The following is a 3,265-nucleotide window of genomic DNA, read 5'->3' as shown; positions in this document are numbered from 1 at the left end:
CAAACGTCATCACGCTCTAGAGGCCTGCGCCGTCAATTGACCGGACGTCGGGAGCGTAGTGGCGCGCGATACGATAGCTGATGAAGCCGATTATGCCGCAGCCAGCACTGAAGGTTGCAAGCGCAGGCGACAATTCTCCCCCGTACATGGTCTTGGCGATGATCGCTACGGCGCTTGGGCCAGCGCTCATGCCGAGCAGGTTGTAGAAGAAGAGGAACAACGCGATCGTGCGGGCCCTGAAATGGTCAGGCGTATGGATTTGGATGAACGCGATGACCGGACCGTTGATTGGCGCCACAAAGGCCAGCAGGCCGAGAAGGATGAGTATCTGGGTCGTCGTCTGCGCCAGACTGAAGCTGGTCGCGCCAATGATACCGAGTAGCGCGATGACGATTGCGAGATAGTTGAGGTGTACATGTCGCCATTGCAAGGCGGCCATTTTGTCCACCAGCCATCCGCTCAGTACGAATCCGACAGGGCCGGAAAGGCCGAAGGCAAGGCCCAGCATTTCACCCACTTGAGCGGGTTCCAGGCCAAAACGCCGATAGAGCAGGGCCGGCATCCACGCTGTAATGCCGAACATCAGCATGAAAATCATCGCGCTGCCCAACATCGTGGGTAAGAGGCAGGGCAGGTTTTTCTTGAGCCAGGGCAGATAGGCAGTTGGGGGCGTGTCGGAGATCACGTCCGGCGCAATTCTCGCACGATCTGCGCTGCGCGGAACAAGAAAGATCAGTGGTGCGATAAGGAGACCGGGCAGGCCCACCGCCATCAACGCCATTTGCCACGGACGCATGCCCCATAGCGCGCCATGCGCGTCCGCCCAACTGATTAGCGCTCCACCGATCGCATAGGCGACTGCCGACCCGATAGCCGTTCCCCCGGCCAGGATGCCGAGCGCCAGCGCGAGGCGTCGGCGGGGGAACATGTCGCCTACCAGCGCATAACCGACCGGACTTAGCGTCGCTTCACCAACGCCCACCATCATTCGCGCCAGGAACAGTGCTCCAAAACTACCCGCCAAACCGCAACTCGCAGTTGCGATCGACCAGCCGGCGACACCGAAGAAGATAATCCAGCGCCGCGAATAGCGGTCCGCCAGCCAACCGAATGGAACACCGAACAGCGCGTAGAAAAGGGCGAAGGACAAGCCGGTCAGCAGGCTGAACTGCACATCGTCGATGTCGAGGTCTGCCTTGATCGGCTCAACCAGCAGCAGAATGATCGTGCGGTCGGTGTAAGAAAGGACGGTCATAAGCACCAACACCGCCAGTCCGACACAGGCATGAGCCATCCGTGGATGTCGGGTCGCACTTTGCATGGCGGAATTTTCGATGCCTGGCATCAAGACATAATCCTCTCATCATCGCGGCCCATTATTCAGATACTTCTATTCATGTGGCGAGTCCATCTGCGTGGGCCTAGCAGTCAAGCGACACCGTGTCGCTTCGCCGCATCATGATCAGACCCCACCTGATCGCGATGCCCATTCTTCAGTGCTGACGCGTTCCCCCAGCCTGACCATCCCGCGATCCTATGACGCTGAAACGGGGCGTGACCGGCCTGAGCGGCTTATTCTGCCACTTGCGTCGTTGCCGCCCGGATTTCATGCCTCGGATGAATTCTGTCGTCACCTCGAAGCCGAAAGCATAAACCAGCAGATCGTGCGGGTATTGCTTGCCATCCACGACGATCCCTTCGACAGAAATTTTTGTTGCCGCCCGGTCCGCCGGTATCGACCAGCGTCACATTGGCGCGGTCAGGTCGGTGGCGACTATCCGCGCCATTCTGTCGAGATATTGCTGTTTCAACTCGGCGGCCAGCGCCCTAGCATTACAGTTGCATAATTGATCGAACTCTGAATCAATAGGTCTCCATGGTAAGGAGGCTGTGGAATGACGGGTGCATCGATCGAGACGACGCTGGAGCTATGGGCTTCCTCATTGCGGGACGTAAAGGGGCGTATGCGTGGTTTGTTCACGCAGGAGCGCGTTGCGGCGTCGGCGAACCTATTTCTGGACGGCTTGCTGGGTGACGAGCGCCGTAAGACGGGTTGGATGCGCGCGGAAGCTGCGGGGGATCCTGGTCCATGGCGGCAACAGGCCATTTTAGGCCGTGGGCACTGGGACGCGGACGAGCTTCGCGACATTGTGCGCGAATATATTGTCGAGAACCTCGCCATGGACGATGCGGTCCTCGTCATCGATGAGACCGGGTTCCTTAAGCAGGGCAAGGCTTCCTGCGGCGTCGCACGCCAATATACCGGTTCGGCAGGTAAGATCACGAACTGCCAGATCGGCGTATTCGCTGCTTATGTATCTGCTCGCGGTCACGCGTTCATCGATCGGGCTTTATATTTGCCCAAGACCTGGACTGGCGATCCAGTACGGCTTGCCGCGACCCACGTCCCTGAAGCTGTAACCTTCGCCCCCAAGCCGGCGTTGGCTGCCCAGATGATAGGGCGCGCGCTGGCTACTAATGTGCCATTCTCCTGGGTGGCAGCGGACGCTGTGTACGGCGTCGGCGAGATCGAACAGGCTCTGCGCAGAGGTTGTAAAGGCTATGTTCTCGGGGTGAAATCGGACCATCGCTTTGGCTCATGGGATAAAAATCCACCCGTTGCCGGAACAGCCGAAAAGATCGTTCGGGGACTGGCGCCCGACGCATGGCAGCGCCTTTCTGCTGGCGAAGGCACCAAAGGGCCTCGGCTCCATGACTGGGCGTATTGCGAACTCGCCGATCTCGGCGCAGATGAATATGATGAGACCAAATCAGGGCTTTGGACCCGTGGACTGCTGATCCGACGCAATATTAGCGATGGCGACCTCGCCTTCTTCACGACATGGTGCCCGGCCGATACGGGCATTGAGACCCTCGTCGCCGTCGAAGGCCATCGCTGGGCGATCGAAGACAGCTTCGAGACCACCAAGAACGAACTCGGTCTCGACCATAACGAAACCCGCTCCTGGCACGGCTGGCATCGCCACGTCTCTCTCGTCATGCTCGCTTTCGCCATGATGGCGGCGATCCGATACCGCGCCAATGACGTGACGCCCCCAAAAAGATCGACGAGGCGGACCATCAAGATCTGATCCGCTGGTCCATTCAGGAGGTCCGGCGCATCGCCAACAAGCTTGCACAGCGCCAGATCCAGCCCGCCTACATCATCGCATGGTCAACTTGGCGACCCGCCCACCAAGCCGACGCCCGACGTTCCCACCTGAAATCTAATATGCAACTGTAATGCTAGAGCGTGATGACGTTT

At 59.1% G+C, this 3,265-nt stretch carries 1 protein-coding gene and 1 pseudogene; one reads left to right on the top strand and one right to left on the bottom strand.

What is annotated here, in order from left to right:
- Positions 1-16 precede the first annotated feature (16 nt).
- Positions 17-1,255, bottom strand: a complete 1,239-nt coding sequence (locus tag EBBID32_RS19350) for an MFS transporter (RefSeq protein ID WP_231382253.1) — start codon at positions 1,253-1,255, stop codon at positions 17-19.
- A 621-nt stretch (positions 1,256-1,876) separates the two neighbouring features.
- On the opposite strand from EBBID32_RS19350, the pseudogene EBBID32_RS19340 reads away from it, so the two are divergent.
- A pseudogene (locus tag EBBID32_RS19340) lies at positions 1,877-3,092 on the top strand (IS701 family transposase).
- Positions 3,093-3,265: the final 173 nt, after the last annotated feature.

The sequence above is a fragment of the Sphingobium indicum BiD32 genome, from assembly GCF_000382885.1.
Taxonomy (GTDB): domain Bacteria; phylum Pseudomonadota; class Alphaproteobacteria; order Sphingomonadales; family Sphingomonadaceae; genus Sphingobium; species Sphingobium japonicum_C.
This window is presented reverse-complemented; position numbering and strand designations above follow the sequence as displayed.